The organism is Pseudomonas sp. PvP025 (assembly GCF_017832155.1).
Taxonomy (GTDB): domain Bacteria; phylum Pseudomonadota; class Gammaproteobacteria; order Pseudomonadales; family Pseudomonadaceae; genus Aquipseudomonas.
This window is the reverse complement of the sequence record NZ_JAFIBJ010000001.1, coordinates 3,812,321-3,835,554: the sequence shown is the minus strand read 5'-3', so window position 1 is coordinate 3,835,554 and position 23,234 is coordinate 3,812,321. Positions and strand designations below refer to the sequence as shown.

The 23,234-nt window shown below is 60.5% G+C and carries 13 protein-coding genes; 1 reads left to right on the top strand and 12 read right to left on the bottom strand.

The annotated features are described in order from the left end of the window. Window positions 1–8: 8 nt before the first annotated feature. Together JOE32_RS16625 and JOE32_RS16620 are read right to left on the bottom strand one after the other, a co-directional pair. Entirely contained in the window at window positions 9–4,232 is a 4,224-nt protein-coding gene (locus JOE32_RS16625; RefSeq protein WP_209986383.1) for an RHS repeat-associated core domain-containing protein, read from the bottom strand. A gap of 337 nt (window positions 4,233–4,569) precedes the next feature. After that, window positions 4,570–5,946 (bottom strand): NorM family multidrug efflux MATE transporter, encoded by a 1,377-nt coding sequence (locus JOE32_RS16620; RefSeq protein WP_209986380.1) that lies wholly within the window; start codon window positions 5,944–5,946, stop codon window positions 4,570–4,572. Window positions 5,947–6,175: 229 nt separating this feature from the next. Here JOE32_RS16620 and JOE32_RS16615 point away from each other — a divergent pair, with 229 nt between their 5' ends. Continuing rightward, on the top strand, window positions 6,176–8,152 hold the full coding sequence (locus tag JOE32_RS16615; protein WP_209986377.1) for a methyl-accepting chemotaxis protein: 1,977 nt from the start codon (window positions 6,176–6,178) through the stop codon (window positions 8,150–8,152). A gap of 15 nt (window positions 8,153–8,167) precedes the next feature. On the opposite strand, the gene JOE32_RS16610 is transcribed toward JOE32_RS16615, so the two are convergent. The 10 genes from JOE32_RS16610 to JOE32_RS16565 all read right to left on the bottom strand — a co-directional run bounded on the left by JOE32_RS16610 (window position 8,168) and on the right by JOE32_RS16565 (window position 23,224). Next, entirely contained in the window at window positions 8,168–9,598 is a 1,431-nt protein-coding gene (locus JOE32_RS16610) for a VWA domain-containing protein (protein WP_209986374.1), read from the bottom strand. A 65-nt stretch (window positions 9,599–9,663) separates the two neighbouring features. Then, window positions 9,664–10,176, bottom strand: a complete 513-nt coding sequence (locus tag JOE32_RS16605) for a hypothetical protein (RefSeq protein ID WP_209986372.1) — start codon at window positions 10,174–10,176, stop codon at window positions 9,664–9,666. Window positions 10,177–10,186: 10 nt separating this feature from the next. Beyond that, window positions 10,187–10,915: a hypothetical protein gene (locus JOE32_RS16600; RefSeq protein WP_209986370.1), complete on the bottom strand. Its 729-nt coding sequence runs from the start codon at window positions 10,913–10,915 to the stop codon at window positions 10,187–10,189. A 47-nt stretch (window positions 10,916–10,962) separates the two neighbouring features. Next, window positions 10,963–12,507, bottom strand: coding sequence for an SUMF1/EgtB/PvdO family nonheme iron enzyme (locus JOE32_RS16595; protein WP_209986367.1), 1,545 nt, complete (start codon window positions 12,505–12,507; stop codon window positions 10,963–10,965). After that, a complete protein-coding gene (locus JOE32_RS16590; RefSeq protein ID WP_209986350.1) occupies window positions 12,497–13,720 on the bottom strand; it encodes an ABC transporter permease in 1,224 nt (407 codons plus the stop codon). The genes JOE32_RS16595 and JOE32_RS16590 overlap by 11 nt, the downstream gene beginning before the upstream one ends. Further along, entirely contained in the window at window positions 13,704–14,417 is a 714-nt protein-coding gene (locus JOE32_RS16585; RefSeq protein WP_209990574.1) for an ABC transporter ATP-binding protein, read from the bottom strand. The genes JOE32_RS16590 and JOE32_RS16585 overlap by 17 nt, the downstream gene beginning before the upstream one ends. A gap of 10 nt (window positions 14,418–14,427) precedes the next feature. Continuing rightward, window positions 14,428–16,362, bottom strand: coding sequence for a vWA domain-containing protein (locus tag JOE32_RS16580; RefSeq protein ID WP_209990571.1), 1,935 nt, complete (start codon window positions 16,360–16,362; stop codon window positions 14,428–14,430). 59 nt (window positions 16,363–16,421) lie between these two features. Next, window positions 16,422–17,435: a hypothetical protein gene (locus JOE32_RS16575; protein WP_209986346.1), complete on the bottom strand. Its 1,014-nt coding sequence runs from the start codon at window positions 17,433–17,435 to the stop codon at window positions 16,422–16,424. Window positions 17,436–17,438: 3 nt separating this feature from the next. Beyond that, entirely contained in the window at window positions 17,439–20,159 is a 2,721-nt protein-coding gene (locus JOE32_RS16570) for a virulence factor SrfC family protein (protein ID WP_209986342.1), read from the bottom strand. Next, a complete protein-coding gene (locus JOE32_RS16565; RefSeq protein WP_209986338.1) occupies window positions 20,156–23,224 on the bottom strand; it encodes a virulence factor SrfB in 3,069 nt (1,022 codons plus the stop codon). The genes JOE32_RS16570 and JOE32_RS16565 overlap by 4 nt, the downstream gene beginning before the upstream one ends. Window positions 23,225–23,234: the final 10 nt, after the last annotated feature.

The window sequence follows — 23,234 nt, the reverse complement described above, 5'->3', positions numbered from 1 at the left end:
GATACCTCCTAGTTAAAGAACCGCCCTTGCATTACACGCTCTCCATTCTGGAGGACGTTGTAAATTATTCTATCGGGCCGAGATACACCTTCCGCATATTTGAAAACAATATCCACATCTACGCTGCCGTTAGCCTTGATATACTGACTTAAGCTTTTTTCAAACTCACGAAATTGCCCCCTATTTATTTTTGAAAGTTGAGGGAATACACCATTTTTCCCCCCTGAACCGCCTAGCAATTTTCCAATTATATGACCTGCATCATCATCCGATTTACCTAACAGCCTAGCCCATACTCTAGATGAGTTATTAGTAGCAGTACCAGTTCCTAAGTCTTTTGCTGTGATAGTTGCGGTGGCTCGTAGAGGCTGACCCACTGCGCCTCGCGTTACATTAGTAGTTACACACCATCCAAGTGGGTCAATCCATCCATTGGTATTAGGTGCATATCCATAAAGGTTATCGCCACCCGACAACCCAATCGGATCCTGCGTTATAAACCTCCCCACCTGCGGATCGTAATACCGAAACGTATTGTAGTGCAGCCCCGTCTCATCATCGTAATACTGACCCTGAAACCGCAGGTTCTGCTCAACCTCACTCACCGCCAGCGTCTCAACCTCGCCCCACGCCCGGTAGGTGGCCTGCCAGACGATCTGACCTTGCTGATCCGTCATCTCCAGCGGCGTGCCGATCTGGTCGGTGTGGAAGTAGTAGAGCTTTTGTTCTTCACCTTCGGCTTGATCGACACGGGCCAGTGGCGCGTAGCTACCGGGTTCATAAACGTACAGGCTGCTTTGCCCGGGACTTTCCTCACGCAACATGCGCAAGCCTTGCCAGAGGAAGTTTTTGTGCTGCGTTTTGCCGTTGATTTCTGAGGTTTTGCCGACGCGCCGGCCGAGGCTGTCATAGCGATAGGTGCCAGTGCTTTCAAGCCTGCTATTGACCATCGTTTCAGCCTTGACCAGGCGGTTTTCGCAGTCGTAGCTGAACGTTTGAAGTCGTGTAATCCCGCTGCGTTTTTCGATCAGGTTGCCCCACGCGTCGTAGCGGTATTCCTGATCCCGCCATTGCTTGATGCGGTTGTCTTTGACCTGATCGAACTGGCTGGTGTTGAAATTCAGCCGGTTGGCTGCCGCGTCGTAGCGAAACTCTTCACTGTCCACCAACCGGCCAGTATCGCGGCTATGCAGTTGGCCGTTGGCTTCGTATTCGTACTTGATTTCGCCGCGCAACTTGTCGAGCGTGCGGACCAGTTCGCCGGCGGGGTCGTACTGGTAGCGGCGGTGGATCGGGTTGTAGGCGTGCTCCACCAACAGCTGTGGCGTTTCGCTGCCCAGCACGCGTGAGAGCTTGTCAGCCGCAAGCGTTGAAGCAAACTGCCAGGCCTTGCGCCCCATCGAGTCGTAGCCAAAACAACTGGTGAGCTTGCCTTGGCTGCGGTAAACCTCGCGGTGCAGGTCGTCGCGTTCCATGTCGCTGATCAACTGCCCGTCGAGGTTGAGTTGGTGCAGGTGGCCGCTGCCGTAATACAGATGGTTAAGGTGTTGGCCTGTGGGCAACGTCAGCGTGGTCAGGTTGCTCAGCGGATCGTATTCGTAGGCCAGTGCACCTTGCAGTGTGGTCTCTTGGATCAGACGGCCGAGCAGGTCGTAGGCAAATTCGAGCTTTTCTTCTGAGACGCCGAGCTTTTTACCGGTACTGGTTGGGCACCGTGCAATCGACAGCAGCCGGTCGCCTTCGTCGTACTCATAGTTCTGACGCGTGTCGTCGTTCAGCTTGGCCAGCAATCGTCCAATCGGATCACGCTCAAATTCGGTATGGCGTTGTGGCCGTTCGGCTCGTTCCCCATAGCCGATTTCGTCAAGGCGCGTGAGGTGCCCGCCGAGGTTGTAGCTGAAACGGCGCGTCAGGTTGTCGATGCGTTTTTCTTCGATCAACCGGTCGGAGGCGTCGTAGGCAAACTGGTACGCGGCATTGTTTTCGTTGACCAGTGCGGTCAAGCGAATGGCTTTGTCGTATTCATAGCGAATGCGCTGGCCCTTGGCGTCCTGACGGCTTGAGGGTAAGCCTCTTGAGGTTCTTAAAAGGCGCGTGGTCTGGCCTTTGCCGTCCGTGTGGGTAAGGACCTGGCCGAGGGCGTTGTAGGTAAACGACTCAGCCGTACCGTCGGGGTGGTCGATGCGCAGCACTTCGCCGTCGGGTTTGCGCTCAAGTTTTGTCGTCTGTTTCAGGGCGTCGGTAACGGCGACCAAATGCGCCCGTTCGTCATAGCGGTAATACGTGCTTTTGCCCGAGCAATCCTGAAACCGCTCCACCTGCGCGAGGTTGTTCCACCACAGATACTTGGACTTGTACGTGGCATCAATGATGGTGTGCGGCAGCCCATCTTCACTGTTGAGGTACTCGGTCTTGTGGCCCAGCGCATCGATTTCGGCGATCAGGTTGCCCTTATCGTCATAGCGCGCCGTCCACACGCTGCCGTCCGCAAAGGTGGTTTGCGTCACTAGCGTGGTGCTGAGGTGATACGTGTATTTGATCTTACGTCCGAGCGGATCGGTTTCTTCGACCAAGCGCGAAAAGTCGTCGTACTTGAACGTCAGACGATTCCCATCGGGCAGTGTGATCCCGGTGGTGTTGCCGGCTTCGTCAAGGTCGATGGCGTAGCGTTCGCCGCCGATATCGCGGCTGGCGATCACGCGCAGGTCTTGGTTGTAATGAATCTCCAGCTCACGGCCCAGCACATCGGTGGCCCAGGAGGTGCGGGCGTTGAGGTCGTAGCGGAAGTGAACATGCTCGCCGTCGCTGGTCCAGTGTTCAACCACGCGGGGTTTGCCGTCGAGGATTTCCCAGCGGTAATTGCAGCTCAGGCCCAGTGCGTTGCTGTGGCTGGTCATCAGGCCATCGGTGTAGCTGAAGCGGCGGATGGAGTCGTTGTTGCGGTTGATCACTTCGATAAGCTGGCCGTTATCGTCGTAGCGGTATCTGACCAGGGTTTCGACGGCCTCGTTGTCGACCACACGTTTGACGTGGGTGAGGCGCCCGAGGGGATTGTCGTAGTGCAGGTGCACCCGCACGCCGCCGTTGGCGCTGATATCGGTCAGCAGGCCTTCTTCGGTGCGAGTGAAGTGCAGGTAGTGGCCTAGGGCGTTTTCCAGGCGTTGCAGGGGGACTGAAACGTTGTTTTCGGCAATTTCGCCAAAGTAGAAAAACACGTTGTCCAGCGTCTGCACCACGTAATGGCCACCGGCGGTGCGCACCAGATGGACTTGCTCGTAAGGGTTGTAGAGGCGCTCACCCGGCTCGATATCGACAAACGGCACGCTGCGACCCTGATTGTCGGTGAGGTAAACGAAACTGCCTCTGCGGCGCAGGCTTTGTTCCCAGGGGAGCACCCAGCCCTGGCCGAGCACGCTGTCGACGCTCAGGTCACTGGCGTAAAAGCGTGACCAGTCGATGGGCATCAGGCCGGGCAGGCTGAAGTCCACCTCGTCAGGGATGACTTTGCGGCCGGTGGTGAGGTCGACCGGGTTGCCGGTCAGGCCACCGACTGCACGCTCTATCGCGGGGCCGATGACGAAGCGACCGGCCAGATAGCTGCCTGCCACGACGGCTGCAAAGCGCAGTGCGCAAGGGGTGGCGGCTTTGAGGCCCTGCATGAGGCCAAGCTTGAAGACGGGCAACAGATTGCGCCCCATCGAGGCCACGATCATCAGGATGTCGACAGTAACGCGCAGCCAGCCGGGGATTTCTTCATCGACGTCGAGGTAGCGTTCGGTGCCGCCGCCGATGAATACGTTGTTGGAGCCGCCGCCGATCCTTGCGCCGCAGGTCAGCTTGTCGTCCTTGCGCGCCGCGGCCACGCCATTGATAAACACGTTGGAGGAGCCTTCGGCCACCCTGACGGTCGCCGGATGCTGCTCGCACAAGGCGGTACTTAGTTTGGCGTGGGCGGCGTTGCGGCTGTTGATGAACACATTGTCGGAACAACCCACCCGCTGGATGCTCCCGGCGGGCGAACTGAGTAAAGAGCCAAAAAACTCCCCGATCATGGGGAGGGCGGAGGCGCCCAGACCGATGGCCGCGCCTAGAAGAAAACCACCGAACCCAGCCGTACATACCGTGAAGGCTGCAACCCCCACGATGGCCAGGCCAATAACCGCACCGGTCAGAAAGCCACCCAATGCACTGGTGTGTTCAATTTCGTCGCCCCAACGTGCCGCTTCGAACATGGGTTAGTCCTGTTCGGCGAGGGGGTTGGATGGGGATAAGTGCGGCCATTCCTGGCTTTGCTCGGCGTTGAAAGCTGGAAATTGATAGTCCATCAAAGTGAATTCCTGAAAACCAGCACACAAAAAACAACAGTCCATCGGACAAATCTTGTGCGCAAGATCCTAGTCAGCAGGTGGTCAGGTATCAACTAAAAAAAGCCGCAGCAGACTAAGCGTAGAGCTTGAAATGCAGGGAGTAGAGCTACTCCGTCCCGCAAATTTATGTGTTTCGCTCCATGTCAGATGCAGGATTTACACCCTGCGAATATTCCACTGTGGCAAGCAAGCCACCTCCCACCTAACTAGGCAGTGCCGCCTGCCGAATCATCCGCTTGATCTTCGCTTCAAACGCCCAGGTCAGGCTTACCGCCGCACACGCCAATCCCAGCGCCAGCCCCCACCACACCCCTGTCGGCCCCCAGCCAAAGGTGAACGCCATCAACCACGCCGACGGCGCGCCGATCAGCCAGTAGCAACCGAGCCCCACCAGAAAGGTGGTCTTGGCGTCCTTGAGCCCACGGATGCAGCCCATGGCGATGGTCTGCACACCGTCGAACAGTTCGAACCAGGCCGCCACGGCCAGCAGGCTGACGGCCAGTACGATCACATCGTGGAACGCCGGGTCGTTGTGGTCGAGAAACAGACCAATCAGCGGGTCGGAATACAGCCACAAAACCCCGGCAAACCCCAGCATCACCACGCCGCCAAAGCCCATGCCTACGCGCCCGGCCGTACGCACCTTCAGCAATTGCCCGGCGCCGTAGTGCTGGCCGATGCGCATGGTCACCGCGTAGGACATACCCGCCGGGACCATGAACGCCACCGAGACGATCTGCAGGGCAATCTGATGCGCCGCCAACTGCGTGCTGCCCATGGTGCCCATGCACAGCGCCGCAAAGGCGAACAGCCCGACCTCCACCGCATAGGTGCCGCCAATCGGCAGGCCCAGGCGCCATAGCTCGCGCAGGTAATGGGTATTGAGGCGCAGCAGGCCGGTGCTCAGCGGGTAGGCGGCATAGACGCGGTTGCTGCGGATGTACGCCATCAGGGCCAGCGCCATGCCATTGGCGACAATGGCAGTCACCAGGCCGATGCCCATCAGGCCGAGCTTGGGCAGGCCGAACATGCCTTCGATCAATGCATGGTTGAGCAGGTAGTTGACCACCGTGCCGCCCAGGCTGATCACCATCACGGGCGTCGCCTTGCCGATGGCGCTGGTGAAGCCGCGCAAGGCCATGAAGCTCAGGTAGCCGGGCAGGGCGAACGGCAGCAGGGTCAGGAACTGCCCCGCCGAATGCACGTTGGTTTCGGTCTGGCCGAACATCAGCAGCACCGGCTTGAGGTTCCACAACAGCAAGGCCGCCGCCAACGCCATCAACCAGGCGAGCCACAGCCCGGCCTGGGTCAGGCGGGTGGCGCCTTCGATATCCCCTGCACCATGACGAATGGCGACCAGCGTGCCCACCGCCGCAATCACGCCGATGCAGAAAATCGCCACGAACGAATAAGTCGCCGCGCCCAGGCCACCACCGGCCAGGGCTTCCGGGCTCAGGCGGGCCATCATCAAGGTGTCGGTCAGCACCATCAGCATGTGCGCCAGCTGTGAGGCGATCAACGGCCCTGACAGCCGCAGAATGGCCCAGAGTTCGGTACGTGCCGCAGGCTGCATGATCATCACACTCGAAAAGGCGGAAGGATGGCGAAGGGGGATTCTCGGTGCTTTGCGCGCAATTGTAAAAAGAGATGAATGCAATCGTTTGCGTAATGCCCCCTTGATTCTCTCAAGTATTGGCAAACCCCGCCGAAGTAGGTGTGTCGGACCTTCACCCCGACGTTTCCCACTAGATAATTTGCCGAGCATCGCTATGAGATCAGGATGATCCTGGCCTCGGTCAGGAGCTGTCATGTCTCAACCTCGCGCCCGGATTGCCTCACAGTTAGGCCTCGCATTGGCCGTGATTCTGGCTGTCGCCATCGGCGGCAGTACCGTTTTCGCCTTGCGTTCTCTCGACTCCGCCAACCTTGCCACCCGCGAGGAGCATCTGGCCAGCGAGGCGCGATTGCTCGCCGATCAGCTCAATACCTTCCACAGCACCCTGCGCGAGAGCACGCAGCGCCTCACCGGCCTGTTTGAACAGCGCTTCAGCGCCGGGTTGAGCGTGCGCGCCGATCAGATGATCGCCGTGGGCGGCGTGCAGACCCCGAGCCTGTTGCTGGGCAGCGATGTGCTCAACAATAACTTCACGGAAGTGGATGAGTTCAAGCAGATGTCCGGCGGTGTGGCCACGGTGTTCGTGCGCAGCGGCGACGACTTCATCCGCGTCAGCACCTCCCTGACCAAGCAGGACGGCAGCCGCGCCATCGGCACCGTGCTGGACCGCCAGGGCCCGGCCTATCAGCGCGTGCTCAATGGCCAGGTCTATATCGGCCGCGCCGTGTTGTTCGACCGCTCCTACATGACTCAGTACAGTCCGGTGCGCGACAGCAGCGGCAAGGTCATCGCCGTGCTGTTCATCGGCTTTGACTACACCGATGCGCAGGCCGCGCAGTTCGAAAACCTCAAGCGCTTCCGCATCGGCCAGACCGGTTCCCTGGCCCTGCTCGACGAACAGAAGCACTGGCTGGTGCCGCCCGCTGGCGTGCAGGCGCCGGATCAAGCCGTGCCGGTGATGCTGGACCTGGCGAAAAAGCCTGGCGCCGGCCGCTTCTGGAGTGACAAAAACGAAGATTTCTACAGCGTGTCGGTGCCCTTCGAAGGTGGCCCCTGGGCCGTGGTGGCGAGCATGCCGAAAGCCGAAATTCGTGCCGTGACCTGGGAAGTCGGCATGCGGCTGGTGATCGGGAGTGTGCTGGCGATGTTGCTGGCGGTGGGCGCAATCGTGTGGCTGTTGCGCAGCAAGCTGGCGCCGCTGAGCGACCTGGTGCGCCAGGCCGAAGCCTTGGGTGCGGGCGACTTGAGCGCACGCCTAAACGTCTCCAGCCATGACGAGATCGGCCAGTTGGCGCGTAGCTTCAACCAGATGGGCGAGGCGCTGTCGACCATGGTGTCGCAGATCCGCAAGGCGGCCGAAGAGGTCAACAGCCGTGCCCAGGCGTTGTCCGGGTTGTCGGGCGGTGCCTATGAAGGCATGGAGCAGCAGTCCGGTGAGATCACCAGTATGGCCGGCGCCGTGGAAGAGTTCAGCGCCACCTCCCTGAACATCGCCGACAACATGGGCAACACCGAGCGTCTCGCTCAGGAAAACGCCCAGCAAACCCGCATCGGCCGTACCTCGATGCAAGAGGCGTCGTCGTCTCTGGAACATATCGCCACCGCCCTGAACAGCACCGCCACGGTGATCAATACCCTCGGCCAGCGCTCCGAGGAAATCGGCGGCATTGTCGGTGTGATCACCGCCATCGCCGAACAGACCAACCTGCTGGCGCTCAACGCGGCCATCGAAGCTGCCCGCGCCGGTGAGCAAGGCCGTGGCTTCGCCGTGGTCGCCGACGAGGTGCGCAACCTGGCCTCGCGCACCCGCCAGGCCACCGATGAAATTTCCGTGATGATCCAGAGCATCCAGCAGGAAACCGGTAACGCCATCAGCACCATGGAACAAGGCAATGTCCTGATGCAGGAAGGCCTGTCGCGCAACGCCGACGTGGCCTCGGCCCTGGCGCGTATCGACGAGCAAAGCCGCTCGGCCGGTCAGCAGTTTGCCGCCATCACCACGGCTACCCAAGAGCAGAGCAGCACTGCGACGCTGCTCAGCAGCAACCTGCAGAGCATTGCGATGGCCAACAGCGAGCAGCGCGAAGTGGTGTCGAACCTGGCGATTACCGCCAAGGAGCTGGAGACGTTGGCGGCAGGCTTGCGCCATGAAGTGGACCGGTTCCGCTGAGCCGAAGGCGAGCGGTTATTTGCAATTCGCGCTGCTGGAGACTTCCTTGGTCGCCAGCTTCATGGCCTTGGCCAACTCGGTAGCATTGTTGCTGGCGTAGGTGCGTCCGCCGGTATTTTCAGCGATGCAACGCGAGGCGCCGCCAGCCCCGATGTTCACTACATTGACCCGCAGCCGCGGTTGCTGTTGGGCGATCTGGCGTGACACTGCACAGGCGTCCTGATCGCAGCCGTCTTCCCCGTCGATGAACATCACGATCATCGCGTCACGGTTGCGCCCGTCCACGGTGCCGGCGGCTTTTTGCAGGCTGGCGGCCAAGGGCGTGCCATCGTTGCCCACCAGCCCGCGAATGCCTGCCATGAGGCGTGGACGCTGATCAAAACGAAACACGCCGTGATCCGGCGTGGCGTTGCAACCGGCGAAGGTAATCAGGCGGATATCGATTTTCGAATCCAGCGCCTTGATCGTGGCATTGAGCGAGTCGGCGGCCACCTCCATGCGGTTGGGCGATTGGAAGATCTGCTGCACACGGTTTGGGTTGCGGTAACGGTTGGCGGGGTCGCCGAAGAACCAGTCTTCGTCAGCCTTCGCGGCGTTGATGTTGAGCATCATGGAGCCTGAGGTGTCGAGCACCACCACAAACTGCGGCGTTTCTACTGCGGGTGCGTCCTTGCGGCAGGCGTAATTGTCCAGCGAGGGCGGTGACGCAGGCTTGGCCACGGGCACGGGTTTCGGCTTGGGGGGCGGTGCCTGCACGGGTTCTGGTACCCGCGCAGGTTCCGGCTCCGGGACCACCACAGGCTCGGGTTCGGGGGCGGGCTCAGGTGCCGGCGCGACCACGGGCGCAGGGGTGACGATGGGCGCTTGCGCCACAGGCTCGACCACTGGCAACGGGCGCCAGAACCACCACGCCCATAGTGCAAGCAACAACAGTAATAACAGCAGTAAACCGAGCAGCAGCGCAGCCAGGCGCCAGCCTTTGCTGGTGGCGACGGCAGCAGCGACCGGGGCGACCGCGGCGGGCGCTATCACTGGCGGCGGCAGCACTTTGGCCGGCCGTGGTGTGTTCCAGCGAATCACCAAAGGCTCGCCATTGAGGCTGTAGAGGTCGGTCAGTGTGGGTTCGCCAATCAGCGATTCCAGCTCATGGGCGGCGCCTTGCTGGTCGCGTTTTTTCAACTCATCGGCGAGCTGGCTGAGGGCGTCCTGACGTTGCTGATAGGTTTGCAGCAGACGTTGCTGGCTGTCCTTGTCCAGGTCGGCGTAAGGCGTCGGCTGGCCGCCAAGTTCCGTCCACCACTCGAGGACGCCGTCGGCGCCGGTGCGCGGAATCGCAAACAGGCTCGCAGTCACCGGCGGAAGGTGTTTCTGGATCAGCGCAACCTTGTTCTGCAGTGCACTTGTTCCGTCCAGAACGGCTTGCGCGTCCCTGATGACCCGTTGCATGAAGGCAATTCCTGAAAATGAAGCAGGCACCCGTCAGAGGCCTGCAAAGTGGCAGAGGCCCGGTTTTACTCTTCGTAGCCGAGGCTGAACTGCAGTTGGTTGACCTTTTTCTGCAAGGTTTTCAACTGTTCCTGCTTGGCCGCCAACTGCTGGGGCGTAGCTGAACCGCCGGACGCCTGGGCCTGGTTGGCCTTCAACTGCTGTTCAAGGCTGGCGACCTGCTTTTGCACGTCGCCCTGATTGGCGCGGCGTTTTTTCAGGGTGCCGAGCAATTGCGCCAGGGACTGGTTCAACTGCGCCTGGGACTGCTGCTGGGTCGCGAGGTCGCGGCGGGTGTTAGCCTGCTGCGCGGCGATATTTTCGTAGACCTGATGGAACATCGCGTTCTCTTCGCGCGAGGCGGTCAGGGCAGCTTCTTTCTGCTTGACCTGATCGCTGTAGCCACCCGAATAGTCGCAATTCATTTTGGTCAGCATGCTGCTGTCACGGTTGCCGGCATCGCAGCTGCCGGGCGGTGTCGCACAACCGGCGAGGGCCAGAATGGCCGCCAGCCCGAATGAGTGTTTAAACGTAATCATGGTGAAGTTCTCAGCCCAGGGTGATTGCGGAGCGCTGGTTGTAAAGACCGTCGACTTCTTTTTGCAGCGCGGCGACTTTCTGGTTCATTTTCGCGATGCTTGCGTCGACCTGCTTGATCTCTACGCCGGCGCCGTCCTGGCGCTCCCGTTGAGCAACCTTGGCGTACTCGGTGGCCTTGTTGCGCATATTGGTCAGGTCCTTGCGCATGATCGCGATATTGTTGTCGATCTCGGCCAGGTCGGTTTTGGCCTTTTCGGCATTGAGCTTCTTGCTGGCCATGGCCTGCTTGATCTGGGCAATGCGCACCTGATCATCGTTGATCACTTGTTGTGCGGTCGCGGTACGCGCGATGACGTTCTGGGTGTCCTGCTGCACTTCGCTGTTCATCTTGCTCAAGCGCTGGCCAGTATCGGCGTATTCGCTGCGGCGCTGGTCCAGGTAATAGTTGGCGCCCATGGCCACGCCGCACGCGGTGATACCGGCCGCCACGGCACATACCGCCTTGTTGCTGCTGTTGGACAACGCGCAGGTGAGGATGCCAACACCCGCGCCCACGGCGCACGCCTGGTAGCCGGACTTGCTGAAGAACTGCGCGTCATTGCCCTGGGTCAGGCGGGGGTCGGTCTTGCCGGTATCGAGCATCGAACTGCCGGTACTCGCACAACCGCCCAGCAACAGGCTGCCCGTGAGGATGACGGCGATCTGTAGCTTGAAACGAGTCCATACGCTGCGTGACATGGTGTTGCTCCTGATGACGGGGTGGGTCATTTGTTATTGAGTGACGGTTATTGAGTCACAGACTTGCAGCTTTTCAACCAGGCTTCAGTGTCGATCTTCTGTTTTTGCAGGAAGGTCTTCTGATTGGCCCAGTGGGTGCGCAGGTAAGGCTTGAGGTCCTGCAGTTGTTTGTTGCGCGAGATGATTTCTTCCATCACCGGTACTTGAGCTTCGAGCAGTGGCTGGCCGTACAGCGTGCCGGATTCCACCAGGCTGCTGGCGTAGTAGCGGCTGAGCTTGTGCAGTCGGTCTTTCTGCTCGTCGAGCTTGCCTTTGCGCATGTCGCAGCTGGGGTCTTTCTCGGTGGCTTCGCAATTGAGCGCGTAGTTCTTTTGCAGAAAGTCCACGTACTGGCCGTCATCAAGCATCTTGGTACATAGAAAAGCGCCAAGGTTGAGGCTGGCGCGAATTGCCTGGTCGCGCGTCTCTTCCTGCTGCTGGTTGCTGGCCCGTAGCTGGTTTTCCAGGGCCTGAAGCTTCTCCTTGAGGGCTTTGTCTTCGACGCCCGAAGCCAATGTGCTCAACGCCTGCGCGGTACCCGGTGCCGCAGATGCCTGCGCGGTGCTGCCGGAGCCGAGTTTCTTCCAGCTGCTTTCGATGCTGGCAACACGTTCACGGGAGGTCAGGGTGGGAGATACCAGCGCCAGACGCAGTCCGGTGGTTTTGTTTTTTACCTGGCCTTCAGCGTTGTAATACGACTCTTCCTTGCGCTGGGCGGTGCGCATGTCGGCCTGTGCCGTCAGGTAGTTACCGCCGCGCACCACATAGCCGCCCGCCTGGCCGTGCTGGCGGTCAAGTTTGTTCAGGCGAAACGGTTCGAACATCATTTCACTGGCGTTGCCGAGCATGTCGTGGAGGCCCAGCGGGTTGGGCTTTTGCAGGCCAGCCAGTTGCAGCTTGCCGTTGGATGACTGCGCCCCGGCAAACCACTCATAGGCGTTCAGCCCTTCCGGCATCGGGTAGTGGCTGTCGCGAAACTCGGCGGTGCCGACTTCCAGCCCACCGCGAGCCGCGAACTCCCATTCAGTCTCGGTAGGCAGGCGCAGAAAGCCCTGCGCGCCGTCTTCTTTGGGCAACGAGTCGGCAGCGTTTTTACGCAGCCACAGGTTGTATTTATCGGCCGCTTCGACGGCCTGTACCCAACTGATCGAGACCTGCGGCAGGCGCATTTTGGTCGCTGCGGTGGGGCAGGTCGCGTCGGTGAGCGCGGCATATTGCAGCTCGCTCATTTCGTACTTGGCCAGCAGGTAATAGCGCGACTTGTCGCCCTTGGCCGCCGTGAAACTGCCGGCAATGAACGCCGGACGCGTCTGCTCGACGTAGCCGTATTCGGCGCCGTCCTGGCCGATGTTGATCGGGTAATCATCCAGCGGCCCGGCAAGAGGAATGAACACCTTGCGAAACACCATCGAGCCTTCGCACGGCATCGGCAGCACCACGTCGTTGTCCGCGGGCATCGGGTTGTAATATTTCTCGTCCCAGCCCGCCGCTGATACTTCGAGCGCGCAGCCCAGGCTCAAGGGCAATAGCCAGGCACACCGTTTATAGCTCACGCAGACTCTCCGCAGGTTCGATACTGATCGCACGCACGGCGCCGATAACGGCCACCAGTCCCGCGACCAAAAAGGTCAACAGCAGGGCCGCAAGGCCATGCCCAATAGTGATATGGCAGACAAACGTATCGGTCGCCTGGCTGCTGCCCAGCAAGTGGTCGAACAGTCGGCTGCCGATCAGATAGAACAACAACCCGCCGAGATAACCCGCCAGGCTAAGCAACAAGGCTTGCAGCACCACAAAGCCGGCCACCGCCGGACGGTTGAAGCCCAGCAGGCGCAACACCGCAAGGCTTTTGCGCTTGCGGTCGATATTGGCCAGGAACGCACCGACCATCGACGCCACGCAGCCAATCAACGCCGCCATGGCGATCACGCTGAAAATCAGGCCGAGCACGTGATTGATGGCCTTGACGTTATTGATGTCGGCCAGCCGGCTCGACGTCTCGATGCGTTGCTCGTTCAGCCAGCGCTCAAGCGGCGCGACCTGATCGATATCGCGGGCATATACCCTGGCGCGGGCATAAACGGGTTGCAGATCGCCCAGGGGTTTGCCGGTGTCTACGCCAAAGGCGCTGACCTGATAGCCGTCACGAAAATATTCCAGGCTCAGTAGCAAAGGCGGCGCGACAAAACCTGCGGCGCGCCCGAAGCGCGCACCGTCCAATACCGCCAGCACCGTAAGGTTCAGCTCACCGCGCTCGTTACGCCCCTCAAGGCGGCGCTCGGCACGCAGGCGTACGCTGTCGCCGGCTTTCACCTGCAGGCGCTGTGCGGCGCGTTCGCTGAGAATGACTTGCTGGCCAGTGGGTGTCAGCGTGCCCAGGCCCAGTTGTGGGTCACCCGCTTCAGTGGGAAGGATCTCGGCACCTTCGACAAACCGCTGCATGCCCACAAACAGATCGGCCTGGGTGTTCAGCGTGCGGGTCTGGCCAATCGCAAAACCGGTTTGCGGGCGCTGGCGCAAGGCGCTGATCCAGGCACTGTCATAGTTGCCGCTGCTGAGCATTTTGATTTCGAGGTTGCGCGGGTCCCGCAGCAGATCGTCCTGCAACTGGCTGACCACGCCATGTTTGAGGCCGAACAGCAGCAGCAACGGCGCGATCACCGCCACCAGCGAGGCGGCAATGCACAGCGACACTTTACGGTCGTGCCAGAGGTCTTCGAGCGCGAGCTTGCCGAGCAGGTGCAGCCGGTCAATCCATCGGTTCAAACCGTGTCTCTCCCTGACGGCTCACCGCGCCCAGGCGTGGCAAGCCAAAATCTTTCAGCAGCGCCCAGTCATGGGACACCACCAGCGCGCTCAAACCCAGGTTCGCCACCAGGCTCAGCAGCAGTTCAAACAAACGCCGGGCACTGTGTGGGTCCAGTGCAGCGGTGGGCTCGTCGGCCAGTAACAGCTGCGGCTCATGGGCAATGGCGCGTACGCAGGCGACCCGTTGCCGCTCGCCGATTGATAACGCTTGAGGGCGTTTGTCGAGCAGCGCATTGAGGCGCAGCACCTCGACCGCATGGTCGATGTGCGCACTGTGCAGCGGCATGCCGAGCATACGGCGTGGCAGGTTGATGTTGTCGCGCACGCTGAGAAATGGCAGTAAGCCGCCGCTCTGCAAGATGAACCCCAAGTGCCGCGAGCGCACGGTGGCCAGTGCTGGTTGATCATTGTTGGCCAGCAACTGCGCGATATCCTGAGGATGCCCGCCCTCTGCACTGGGGCTCAGCAAAAAACGCCCGAGTTCCACCGGCGCCAGCAGCAGGCCCAGCGCTTCCAGCAAGGTGCTCTTGCCGCAGCCGCTTTCGCCGGTAATCGCAAGGATTTGCCCGGCGCTTACCAGCAGGCGCGGCAGGCGCACCTGATGCGCCTGTGCTCCGTCGCCACGGCGCACCAGCAGGTTATCGATATCAAGAATGGGCATGAGCTTAGGGCATCATTTCCAGTGGTACGGGGTACACGTAATCCCGCGCGTCGCTGTTTTCAGCCAGGCCGACCCAACGGTCGACATCGGCGTTATAGCGTTGGTAATGGCGCAGTTTGGTGTTCAGCGTGCGGATGAATTTTTCCTGTGCCAGCCCATCCCAGCTCTTCCAGGTTTCTTCATCAAGGTTCAGCACCTCACTCTGATAGGGCAGGCCTTCGAGGTACTCACCCAGTACACCCATGTCCGCCAGCTTGGCGTTACTGTTCTGCTTGAGCTGGTTGGGGTCGGCGCCCATGGTCGCGGCCACTGAGCGCAAGCGATCAAACATCTCGGTGGGCGAAATCAGGCCTTCATTGGCGGCGTCGAGAATCTGCTTCATCACTGCGCTCAAGTCGCTGAGCTGGGCTTTGGTCAGTAACACCCGTACATCGGTGGTTGGAATGTTTTGCTTGATCAGGTCGCGGTCAGTAATCCAGGCCTGGAACACCGGAGGCGCTTTGCTGTTGGTTTTTTCGCCCAAATACGCCAGCTGCATCGCATGGCCAATGAGCGCGGCGTCTTCGAGCATTTTTTTCTCGCCAGGTTCTGCCTTGGCGTTCAGCGCACTGCCGATGGCATCGTCGCCCATATAGGCAGCTTTGACCTGCGAGGTGATGGCGGCAGCCAGGGAGTCGACCTTGCGCCCGAACTCTTGCACGTCGCCTGCGTTCACCGGGTAGTACAGCGAAGTGTTGGTGCCAGGGTAGGTCGACAGGTTTTGGTACTGGGCCTCAGCTTTGCTGTGGTCTTTGATGCCCGCCGGGGTTTTCAGGTGCAGGGTGTAAATCGCTACGCCGGGGTTAGCCGCTTCAAGGCGCACCTGCGAAGCGCTGAGGCCGGTTTGTGAAAGCTTGTTATCGCCCTCGATGGCCCCTGCATCGGTAATCAGCACCACGTAGCGCGCGCCGAACTGGCTCCAGTCGATCTTGTCGATGCTGTGCATCACACCGGCAAATGCATCTTCATCAAAGCTGCTGCTGGAGACCTTGGCCTGTTTCAGGTCCGCGACTTTGGCCAAAAAGTCGGTGCTGTCTTTGACCTGGTTCGGGTCTGCGTACATTTTGCTGACATAGTCCAGCCCCGGCACCGCCTTGGTGCTGGAGCGGAATGCCACCAGACCGAACTTCACCTGTTTACCGAGGTTCTGCGCTTCTATCTGCTGGTAGACCTTGCGAATCGCCTCCCGCGTACGGTCGATGTACGGGTCCATGGAAATAGTCGAGTCGATGACAAACACCACCGCCGCGCTGAATTCCTTCAACTGGCGGCTGGCGTTGGCCTCGGCTGCCGCTGGGTCGGTACTGCCTGCGGCACCTGTATCTTTGCTGCCAGCCTCATCGGCTTTGCTGACTGAGGCGACGTTGAGCAACCGCGTGCGGAAACCGCCCTCAGTCATTACTTCTTCGCCGCTGAGCACCGGCAGTAAATAGAATTGCTTCTGCAGGTCGACAAAGTAGGCCGGTTCTTCAGCCAGTACGCCGGGCACCGTTTTGCCTTGTTTGAGTGCTGCGCGCAGCGGTGCGACCTTGCTGACCGGGTCTGGCGCATCCAGGATGCCTTCGACCGTGGCGCGCTCTTTGAAAAACAGTAATCGGTCGCGGTTCGCCGGGTTGGTGAACGCCAGGGTCAGCTGCATTTTCCAGTCAGTGGTACACGCCGCCGGCAACCAGCCAATGGTTTTGCCATAGCTGTCGGGGCCGACTTTCAGCCATTCGGCGTTGGCGGCCTGCGCGCGCTCATACACGTAGAAACGGCTGAAGGTCGGTTGTGTAGTGCCCGGGGCGCCGCCGGCCGCAGGGCTGAGCTTGCAGCCGGGGGTGGTCAAGACGCGTTGAAAGAGGGTTTTTTTGCCTTCCTGGATCAGTGGCTTGTCGTCGGCACTGGCCAGCGAACCCATGCTCAGTGCCAGCACGGCGACGGTACTCAGCGTCCAGCGCTTGAGCGAAGTAGGATGGCTCACGGTTGCAATTCCCCCAGGCGCTGCTTGGCTTCGGTGTTATCCGGTTCGTGACCCAGAATGGTTTCGTACCAGTACGCTGCGGTGGCGTTGTCCGGTTTGGGGAAACATTCGCTGGCTTTCAGGTACTTGGGGTCGTATTCGCGGGCGTAAGCCTTGGCGATCAACATGTCGCCACCCTGGGCGCGGTTGGCATACAAGCGCTGAGCTACGCCACAGTGCTTGTTCGCCTTGGCGGCCTCAATGATTTCCAACAGTTGTGCGCTGGCCGGAGCGGCCTTGACGCAGGCTTGAATGAACGCCAGTTCCGGCTGGCTGTTCATGCTGGCCGCGTCGCAGGGCAGTGCCTGGGCGACCGGCGCCGGGGCTGGCACGTCAGGCGCGCGTGCCGGCGCTGAATCACCCAGCCACAGCCAGGCAGCTACGGCAGCCAGCAGGGCGATGAGCAGCGCTACCATCACGCCGATCAATACGTTGTTGCTGCGCTTGGCCGGTGTGACAGGCACCGGTTCCGGTTCGCGCGCAGCGACGATGGGCTCGGGCGCGGGCTCTTGGGGCGGCAGCTCCAGTACCAGCTCCGGTAACTCGGGGATTTGCGGCTCTGCTTCGGGCACGTCCAGTGTGGTTGCATCATAGGTGGAGCGGGTTTGACCACCGGCAGTCGACGAAAGCAGACCCAGGCCCGGGCGCACGACGCCCCGGTCACTATGGCCCAGGCTCTGTTCACGCAGTTCGATCTGGAAGTTTGAATTACCGCTTCCTTCCAGTAGTGGGTTCACCACATCCGGGCCCACCAGCGTTTCCAGCGCATCATCGGCTGCGCTGAATTGACTGACCTTGAACCAGAACGAGTTGTTGCTCCACTGCTGGCGGTCTTGCAGGTAGAAATGATCCTGATTGCGCTGGATGGAAAACTCCAGCTGTTCACTGACACCGTTCCACTTTTTTACCGACAGCCGCGCCTGACCCGGCACATTGGGTTCTAACGCAAGCAGATCTACACGAATGGGCATTGCTTATCTCGCTGTGAAGGCAGTGAGCACGAGGCCCAGCCGTTCATTCTGTTCAATGGTGATTTCGCGACCGGCGCCATGGCCGGCGTTTTCCACGGTGATATAAGCCAGGCCCGAGAGCCAGTCGCCGAGAAACCGCTGCGCCTGGTTCGCCGGTTGTGGCGGCAGCTGCGGCAATTGGCCCGGTGCAACATCGGCGTAGAACGAAAACAGCGGTGCCTTGGCACCGGCGCGGCTGTTCGGGCGCTCACTGACAGACTTCTGGAGGTAGCCGAACCACGACACGAAGTCACGCAGCACCAGTTGCACTTCGAGCACTTGGCGCTCCACCAGTTGGTCACGACGTGCACCACTCTGCGCCCGCTTGAGTACGGCGCGGCTGAGCTGGCCCGGGAGGTCGTGGCGATAACCGGCGGTAATCAACTCGTCGACCACCGCTTCGATCAGCGAACGTTCAAGGCCCAGCAAGCTCATCAGGTTCTGGCGTGTAGTCAGCTCTCGCAGATGGGCGATCCAGGCTTTGAAGGCGGCTTTGGCGAAACGGTGTTCGTTGCTTTGCTGCTCCTGCACCGGTGCGACGCTTGTGTGGCTGCTGGCTGTTGGCGCTTCGTCATTGAAGCTGTCGCTGAAGTCGAAGTCGAACCCGGCACTGTCGCTGTACAGGCTGGTGGCGGGTGCTGCGCTGGCGGGCTGGCTTTCATCCGCTTTCGTTGCTTGCGCGTCTTCGTAAACACCGCTCAAGTAAAGATCGCGAATATGTTCGCCGGGCATATCGAGCTGGTGGATAAATTCGCCCAATACCGTGGCGCGTCGGCCCAGGCCGGTAAGGATGGTTTGCGCCTGGATCTTTTTGGCGGCTGCGGCACCGTCACCATCGGCGTGGTACCAACTGCTCAGGCCATGAACGGTGAGGCTCTCGATGCACTCTTCGAGTTGTTCGCGAATGCGCGCCAGCTTGAACTCGATATTGGCGACGCCGTTGAAGCTGCTGGCGAAATAGCCGATGCCGCCGTCGTCCAGGCGCAGCATTTCAGTCCAGGCCTTGCCCGGGTTCTTGATGTGCCGCCCAACCAGCGCGTTTTTGGCAAAGCTCGCGCCAAGGCTGTCGAGGCGCGCCTGGTTGTCGGAATTGATCTCGATTTCCGGGCCGTTTTTATCCTGGCGAACAAACCCGGCATTCATGCGCGGCTTGCGCACCAGGTAGGTGTTCTGGAACGGCGTGCCGGCCCAGTCGGTCATCCACGGCAGGCTGCCGAAGCGTTCGAGCATGGTCAGCTTGACCATGCCATTCCAGCCTTCATCGTCCTGGTCGGGCTCTTGATTCAGGCCATTGGCAACGCGCAGGTCGAGCATGGTAAGCGCCCAGATCAGCCCGGCCTCACGCTTGCTGCGCGAGGCCGGAGTGGGGCCCTGGGTCTTGTCGATCCAGCGGGTGAGCACCGGGCCGACATCGTTCACATCACTTTGCTTGGTGGAGCTGGTGCACACCACCAGGGCATTCATTTCCTGGGTATCGGTGTAGCGCTCGAACAGGTAGGCGACCTTGCCCCGCAGAATCAACTGCGCCACGGAGTTATCCTTGGTGCTTGATTGCGGGTCACTGGAGTCGGCGATGTCCAGCAGGTTCTTGCGCCCGCGATAGCCTGGGAAGTCCAGCAGATCGACCTGGTTGACCAGTTCGTCCACCGGCGCCTCCAGCAGCACGAAGATCATTTCTGCCGTCAGCGCCGCCAGTTGCGCAACCGGAATGCTCTGGCTGCCCTGCAGGCGTCCGTCGACCTGTGGTCGCACGTTGATCGGCAAGTCCTGAGGCGTGCCGAAACGCTCGAGGATATCGACGTTCATGATGTTGTCGCGCTGGTGATACGCCTCGCCGTTGAAGCTGATTAGCGCTTCCAGCGGCGCGAAGACGGTTTGCGCCAGGCCGATCTTGTGCAGCGTGCCGGCCAGTTGCTGATAGGCGCGTGTCAGCTCGCGCTGCTCGCCCCAGAGGATCGACAACAGTTCGGCGCGCTCCTGGAAGTTCAGCCGTGGTGCCAATTGCAGCACTTTTGGCCAGTACGCGTGTTCGAGTTTTTTCACCGAGTTGGGTGCGGTCTCGCGCATGTAGTCCCAGAGCGAGACGATGTCGTCGGCGCTGACGCCTTGTTGCAGCGGGCCGTTTTCACGCCCTTCGAACGGCTGGAGCGCACGTTGAATGCGCTCTTCGTCAATCTGGTAGTTAATGCGCTCGAGGTCGAAGTCCTTGAACCAGGAGTTGGCGAGAATTTTCGCCAGCTCGATTTCACCGAACAGCTTAAGCTCGATGGGGAACTGAGGGTCTTCGCCGGGCTTGGCGCGGCGGCTGAAGCGTGTCACCAGGCCGGTGGCTTCCTTGCCGCCGCCGACGGGGTTGATGTGCTTGATAAAGTCCAGGCGGCGCTCGCCCAGCCGGGTTTCCAGCTTGCCGTTCTCGCCGGCTGCGAGCGCCGAGATCAGGTACGACTTGCCAGCCTGCGACAGGCCGAAAAAACCGATGGTCATCGGCGTGGTCGCTACGCGGCCCAGGCTGTGAGCCAGGTTGCGCGCACGGTGCAGGCGCAGGTTGAGGTTATCTGCTTCGCTGTCCAGGCGCGGCGCATTGATGCGGGTCTGGCTGATCCATTCCAGTGCCTGACCGGCACCTTCATAAACAGCGGCCCAACTGGCAGAAAGCTGAGTTTGCTCGGGGGTCAGGTCATTCATTTGCGTTTCACACTTCCACTGTCGAGCCAGTATTTGGTCTCGCTAAGACCCACGTCGAGCATGGTGTTGAGTTCCAGCTCAAGATCGCTGCGCGGGTTGAAGCTGACATTACTGCTATTGGATTCGATGCCTTGAACCACGAGCCTGTCACTGACCAGCCCCTGCTTGCGCGTGTGCCTGTCGCCCGCTTTGACTTCAAACCGAACCTTGAGCAGCGGCGCGGCGCCGTCTTCGCCGACCGCGCGGGAGAATTTTTCACGCCCGGCATGGGTGAAGCTCAGGGTATACAGCGGCGAGGCGGCCCAACGGTCTGCCGTCAGTTGGCGAAAACCCAGGCGCAAGTCGCCGCGCATTTCCAGTTGTGGCGTGTCGGCATCGTCACCAACGCCGATCACGGGCAGCTTGATCTTGTAGCTTTCGGGTTCGGTTTCGATGTCGCGGTAAAGCACGTCGGCCTCTTTGATCACATTGTTCTTGTCGATGACTCCGATGTGCTTGACCGTCGAGTACGGCTTGAGCGCCGAGGCGCGGAAATAGAAGTTCGGCACGCTGTGGTTGGCGCACAGCAGGCAGAGCATTGCCCCCACCGATGCGGTGCTTTTCGGGTCGTCGATACGGCCGTTTTTGTGGAACGGGTACCAGCCGCCCGTGCGGTAATTCTGCAGCGCCAGGATGCGTCCTGGTGGCAGCGGCAAGACCTTGCGAATGAAGGCTTGAATACCCGGCAGGCGCGATGGCCGCCCGGTCAGCAACAACACGTCACAGGGATAGTGCGCGACTACTTCGCACAGGGCTCCGAGGACTTTGGTGATGTTGATCTGGTCGTTGAGGAACGCGGCATGGAGCTTTTGCAGGTCGAAGCTGATGGGCGTCGCGTACAGGTCGAACCCGCTCTGGGTGCCGATATCACGGCGCACGGCGCTGTGGACGTATTCGAGTACGTTGTGGCTGATGGCGCTGTCACCCAGCAGTTCGCGGTAGGTGCGGGTATTGAGTTCAACCTGAGTCTGCGGGTCGTAATGCTCGTATTCCTTGAGCAGCGCGAGGGCCAATGGGGTGAACACTTGCAGGTTCAGCTGTTGGCGCAGGATGACGTCTTTGGCGTCGATATTTTCGGCACCGCACAACCTCGACATGAGTGAGTCGGCAGACTTGACCCCTGCCGCCTGCAAGGCCTTTTCAAAGCTTGGCAAGATGAAGTCCTGGATCACGTCCAGCACGATATCGTCGCCAGCCACTTTGAAACCGTCACGAAAACGCTGCTCCGGCACGATATGCACGTTGCTGCCGGTGCTGGTGTTGCCCGCGCGGTCCAGGCGGTAATCGGTGATCACAAGGTCGGTGGTGCCGCCGCCGATGTCGATGGTCGCCAGGGTGATGCGCTCACGGTCTGACTTGTCCGGACGTGCGAGGGTGGCGAAGAACTCTTCGGGATGCCCGGCAAAGTTTTCGTTGACCTCGGTGTACAGGTACACCAACTGGCCGCACGATGCTTCATCCCACTCCACACGGATACTCGGGATCGGCGTGGTGGGCTTGGTCGCGCCATCTTCGTGGGGGCTGTCTTCGCTGTCGTGCCAACCCAGGCTCTTCCACACCAGGCCGATGGCTTGAAATAGGCGCTCATTGAGAATGCTGCGCTCGGCCTGGGGCATGCCAGGCGGCACGGTCAAGGTGATGCTGTTGAGCTGACGCGGTTTGCGAGTATGGCCCTGACGCGAGCGTTGGGCGGGGCTGTTGATCTGCGAAAGGGCCTGTGCAATGACTTCGGCGAGCATGAACGTCATCAACGAACTGCGCGAGTAGCGCGGCATGAATACGGGCAAACGATCATCTTCGTCGAGGCTGTAGAGCGCCTCGCCGGTTTCGTTGATCAGGTGCGAAAACGGTGCCGCGGTGGCATAGGGTTCGTTGTCGGTCTTGACGTAAGCGGCATTGAAGCGCCAGCCGTGACCGTAAGGGTTTTCATCCCACAGGTAGCGCTTGGGGCTCGACAGCCCAGTGGACCCTTCGGTGCCGCGACGACGGCTGGCAAGGCGCCCGGCTTCACTGCCGACCCTGGCGATAGTCGCCCACTGGAACGCGTCGTGACGGCCACTTTTGACCGAGCAGTGGTCTTTGCCGAAATACGCCTGGGCAAATTCGACACGACTCTCAAAGGGCTCGTTGTAGGTATGTTCCGGGGTGATCAGGTCGCGCAGTTCGAGCACATAGTTTTGCTTGAGCCCGGAACCGGCCTGGCCGTGGTTTTCGATCAGGATGCCACAGGTGCGCGAGTTGCCGACGTCCAGCACCAGGTCTACCAGGATCGGCTTGACCAGACCATCGGGGTCATTGGCGATCACTTTGACTTCCGGGATCTCTACCTTGGCCTTGAGGTTGCTTTGCTGCGATGCAGACGGTTTCGCAAGCAGACTCAGCACGTTGAGGTAGTGGGCCAGGTGATGATGGGCGCGCACATCGGCGTCCAACTCATCGCGCGTGCGCTGCATGTTGCCTTCGTTGAACAGCTCCTGCAGCCATTCGTTGACCCACGGCAGGGCAAGGAACTCCTGCACCTCGGCCGGGTTGACCGCCAGTTTGAAGGCCACTCCGGAGCTGACGTCCTCCTCGTTCGGCGCCAGGTAGGCTGTACCGCTGCGCTTGTGCATGATGCGGCTGTCGAACGCCAGGGTCAGACGGTGCGTGTTGCCGTCGATGTCCGGGGTGGGCAGCTTGACCAGACGCAAGCGTGACCAGTTGACCGGGCCGTTATCGAAACGATACGGCGGCATGAAACGGAAGAACGGGATTGGCAGCCAAATGCCATCCAGCAGATCGAGGCTGCTTTTCATGTCCAGGCTGAACACCGGTTTGGCTTTTTCGATCTTTCCAGGTGCCGGTTCGTAGAAGTAGAAGTCTTTCTCTTCGTTGTACAGCAGGCGGCAGATACCCAGGTTCATAGGGGCGAACTCGCCGGCCGGTTCCTTGCGGGGATCCAGGCGCAGAGCGAAATCCATGAACTGGATACCGGTATCACTGACAAGAGTGACGGTGTCTTCGAATTGCGTGACTTCAGGCAGCATTGGTAGGTCT

Bases quoted from the DNA above. Each gene is read 5' to 3' on its own strand.
- JOE32_RS16575 (WP_209986346.1), bottom strand. From the start codon at position 17,435: ATGCCCATTCGTGTAGATCTGCTTGCGTTAGAACCCAATGTGCCGGGT.
- JOE32_RS16570 (WP_209986342.1), bottom strand. From the start codon at position 20,159: ATGAATGACCTGACCCCCGAGCAAACTCAGCTTTCTGCCAGTTGGGCC.
- JOE32_RS16580 (WP_209990571.1), bottom strand. From the start codon at position 16,362: ATGGGTTCGCTGGCCAGTGCCGACGACAAGCCACTGATCCAGGAAGGC.
- JOE32_RS16610 (WP_209986374.1), bottom strand. From the start codon at position 9,598: ATGCAACGGGTCATCAGGGACGCGCAAGCCGTTCTGGACGGAACAAGT.
- JOE32_RS16600 (WP_209986370.1), bottom strand. From the start codon at position 10,915: ATGTCACGCAGCGTATGGACTCGTTTCAAGCTACAGATCGCCGTCATC.
- JOE32_RS16605 (WP_209986372.1), bottom strand. From the start codon at position 10,176: ATGATTACGTTTAAACACTCATTCGGGCTGGCGGCCATTCTGGCCCTC.
- JOE32_RS16565 (WP_209986338.1), bottom strand. From the start codon at position 23,224: ATGCTGCCTGAAGTCACGCAATTCGAAGACACCGTCACTCTTGTCAGT.
- JOE32_RS16615 (WP_209986377.1), top strand. From the start codon at position 6,176: ATGTCTCAACCTCGCGCCCGGATTGCCTCACAGTTAGGCCTCGCATTG.
- JOE32_RS16620 (WP_209986380.1), bottom strand. From the start codon at position 5,946: ATGATCATGCAGCCTGCGGCACGTACCGAACTCTGGGCCATTCTGCGG.
- JOE32_RS16625 (WP_209986383.1), bottom strand. From the start codon at position 4,232: ATGTTCGAAGCGGCACGTTGGGGCGACGAAATTGAACACACCAGTGCA.